We start from the raw sequence: 3,525 nt of genomic DNA, 5'->3' as shown, positions 1-3,525 counted from the left end.
GGCGGGGGTGCCGGTGAGGATGACGTCGCCGGGGAGCAGCGTCATGGCCTCGGTGATGTGGACGACGAGGTCCTCGACGGAGCGGATCATGTCGCTCGTGCGGCCGAGCTGGCGCTGTTCGCCGTTGACCGTGGCCTGGACGGTCAGGTCGGCCGGGTCGAGCTCCGTCTCCACCCAGGGGCCGAGGGGGCAGGAGGTGTCGAAGCCCTTGGCGCGTGCCCACTGCTTCTCGCGCTGCTGCACGTCGCGGGCGGTGACGTCGTTGGCGCAGGTGTAGCCGAAGACGACGTCCTTGACGCGTTCGCGGGGCACCTCGCGGCACATGCGGCCGATCACCACGGCCAGTTCGGCCTCGTGGTGGAGCTCGCGGGAGAAGGAGGGGTACTCGATGGCGTCGCCGGGGCCGATCACGGAGGTGGTGGGCTTGAAGAAGGCGACGGGGACGTCGGGCACCTCGTTGCCGAGTTCCCGGGCGTGCTCCGCGTAGTTGCGGCCGATGGCCACGACCTTGTTGGGGAGCACGGGCGGCAGGAGCCGGACCTTGCTCAGCGGGATCTTCGTCCCGCTGAGCTCGAAGTCGGTGTAGGGGATGCCCTTGATGATGTCGAGGACCAGGCCGCCGGACTCGGCGGGTCCCTCACCCTCGACGGCGCCGAAGGCGACGTTGCCGTCGAGGGAGAATCTGGCGATGCGCACGAGTGCTGTCGCCCCTCACTTGGTACTGGCTGGAGTCTGACGCTCCAGGCTAACGCGGCGCGGGGCGGCGGACCGGCGGCCGGGGCCGGGCCGTACGGGCGGGGCGCGGGGTCAGCGCGAGGCGGACGCGTACGGCTGCGGCCGGTACGGGGCCGGGGGCTGCATGAGGACGGTGCGGCGCGGGTTGGCGGTCCTGCCGGGCAGCTCGGCCGCGTACTCGGGGCGGGCGCCCCGGTCGAGCTGGGCGGCGTCCTCGAGGTGGGCGAGGGTGGAGCGGCGGGGGTTGGCCGTGGTGCGGAGCGTCGTCGTCTTCATCGTGGTGATCAGACCTTGTTCCGGGAGGGCGCCCGGGCGGGGCGCGCATCTGTAAAGCGTCAGGCTAAACATCCGATTCCCTTCGAATGCATGGCGAAGACATCAAACAGGGTGTGAGTTTGCTCACCCGTTGACGCCCATACCAGGCATTACGGACAGCGCTCGACCCTTAACCAAACGGACATTACGCCACTGAATGCGCTATTCCGCTCCTGATCATCGCGACTGGGACACACGGGTACGCCAGGTCATTGGAGAGGAAAAGTCCCAATCCTCCGTGATCATCTTCTACGTCGGGTGACCCGCCGCGTACACGTTGTCACTCCCTCCCGGGTGCGACACGCTGCCCTTGTTGGAGATCCGGCACTGTGCTGGAATTCCACGCACCGCCGCGGGTTTCAAGCCGGCGCGCAGGGAGGCGCAACACAGCGCCGGCCGAGTGGCGGGAAAGGGGGATCTGCGCCGGTCACCGATCGACCACCTGGGGCGCGCCTGCGCCCCATCGACGCCGACACCGTCCTCTCCGTTCACCCGGGGGGACGCCTGGTCCAGAGGTTGCGACGCTAGTGCAGGGACGTTTCAAGAGGGATGGCTCGGGGTCTGCCCAGGCCCGTCAGGGCCGAGCGGAAGCTCCGGCGGAGCAGGAACCGCGTGCCGGGACCGACCGCGGTCCCTCGGCCCCGCACACCCCGAACCAGGGCAAGGGACCGTCCGGCGAGGGCGACGGCGGCCGCCGCCCCGGCCCGTCGGCACCGTCCGCCGCGCCGTCCGACGCCGCGGCCGCTCCCCCGCTGAAGGCCGAGAACGACCCCGGGCCGCGAATAGCCCTGCGGAACTGGCGCATCTCCACGCGCCTGGTCGCCCTCCTCACCCTCCCCGTGGTCGCGGCGACCACCCTGGGCGGCATCCGCATCAGCGAGTCGCTCCAGGACATGGAGCAGCTCGACCACATGCAGCTGCTCACCAAGCTGACCCGTGAGGCGACCGACCTCGCCCAGGCCCTCCAGTACGAGCGCGACCAGTCCGCCGGCCCGCTGGCCAACGGCCGCCCGGCCAGCGACTACCTGGTCTCCACCCCGCGCAAGCGCACGGACCGCGAGCTCAAGGCCTTCCTCCAGGCCACCGAGGAGATCCCGGCCACCGAGGGCGACGAGGCCCTGCGCAGCATCCGCCAGAACGTCGGGCAGATCGCCACGCAGGTCATGCAGCTCCACGACATCCGGACCACCGCCTACACCAAGGGCGTCTCCGACTCGGTGACGGTCGAGGCGTACAGCCGTCTCATCCGTTCGCTGCTCAGCCTCTCGCAGGACATGGCGCAGGCGACCAGCAACCCGGAGATGATCAAGCGGACCCGGGCGCTCGCCGCGTTCTCGTCCGCCAAGGAGTACGCCTCCATCCAGCAGGCGATCATCGCCGCCGCCCTCCCGTCGAGCGACACCACCTCCGGAAAGCTCCAGCAGGGTGACCGCCTGTACGGCGAGGCCGCGCTCAACAGTGAGAAGGACGAGCTCAAGTCCTTCGAGGCGGTGTACGAGTCGACCGGCGGCAACGCCGCCGAGCTGACCGCTCCGCTGAACTCCAGCAACCCCACGATCCTCTCCGCCGACAAGTACGCGGAGCGGGTGCTGAAGAACGACACGGCGATGCCGGAGGCCCCCAAGCGGGGTCACCTGAACTTCACCGACGAGTACGGCACCAAGATCGCCGCCATGGACAAGATGGAGCGCCAGCTCCTCGGCGAGATGGAGACGATGGCCCGTGAGCTGCGGCAGGAGTCGCAGCGCGACGCCGTCATCAACGGTGCGCTGATCCTCCTCGTCCTCGGCGTCTCGCTCATCGGCGCCTTCGTCGTGGCCCGGTCCATGATCCGCTCGCTGCGCCGGCTCCAGGACACCGCGACCAAGGTCGCCCAGGAACGCCTGCCCGAGCTGGTCAAGCAGCTCTCCGAGGCCGACCCGCAGGACGTCGACACCTCCGTCGAGTCCGTCGGTGTGCACTCCCGGGACGAGATCGGCCAGGTGGCCGCGGCCTTCGACGAGGTGCACCGCGAGGCGGTCCGCCTCGCCGCCGAGCAGGCCCTTCTGCGGGGCAACGTCAACGCGATGTTCACCAACCTCTCGCGCCGCTCGCAGGGCCTCATCCAGCGTCAGCTGTCGCTCATCTCCGAGCTGGAGTCCCGCGAGGCCGACCCGGACCAGCTGTCCTCGCTGTTCAAGCTGGACCACCTCGCGACCCGTATGCGCCGGAACGGCGAGAACCTCCTCGTCCTCGCCGGCGAGGAGCCGGGCCGCCGCTGGACCCGGCCGGTCCCCCTCGTCGACGTCCTGCGCGCCGCCGCCTCCGAGGTGGAGCAGTACGAGCGCATCGAGCTGGCCGCGGTCCCGGCGACCGAGGTCGCCGGCCGGGTCGTCAACGACCTCGTCCACCTGCTCGCCGAGCTCCTGGAGAACGCCACCTCGTTCTCCTCCCCGCAGACCAAGGTCCGCGTGACCGGTCACGCGCTCCACGGTG

The 3,525-nt window shown here is 70.1% G+C and carries 3 protein-coding genes; 1 reads left to right on the top strand and 2 read right to left on the bottom strand.

Annotated features, from left to right (window positions below; all coding sequences use genetic code 11):
* Together RIF68_RS31130 and RIF68_RS31125 are read right to left on the bottom strand one after the other, a co-directional pair.
* On the bottom strand, window positions 1–696 hold a 696-nt coding region (locus RIF68_RS31130; RefSeq protein ID WP_309054616.1), incomplete at its 3' end, for a fumarylacetoacetate hydrolase family protein.
* A 111-nt stretch (window positions 697–807) separates the two neighbouring features.
* Window positions 808–1,011, bottom strand: coding sequence for a hypothetical protein (locus RIF68_RS31125; protein ID WP_309054615.1), 204 nt, complete (start codon window positions 1,009–1,011; stop codon window positions 808–810).
* 566 nt (window positions 1,012–1,577) lie between these two features.
* On the opposite strand from RIF68_RS31125, the gene RIF68_RS31120 reads away from it, so the two are divergent.
* A partial coding sequence (locus tag RIF68_RS31120; RefSeq protein WP_309054614.1) for a nitrate- and nitrite sensing domain-containing protein occupies window positions 1,578–3,525 on the top strand: 1,948 nt, incomplete at its 3' end.

This window comes from Streptomyces sp. (assembly GCF_031178505.1).
Lineage (GTDB): Bacteria > Actinomycetota > Actinomycetes > Streptomycetales > Streptomycetaceae > Streptomyces > Streptomyces gulbargensis.
The sequence above is the reverse complement of the archived record's forward strand: the minus strand, read 5'-3'. Positions and strand labels throughout refer to the sequence as shown.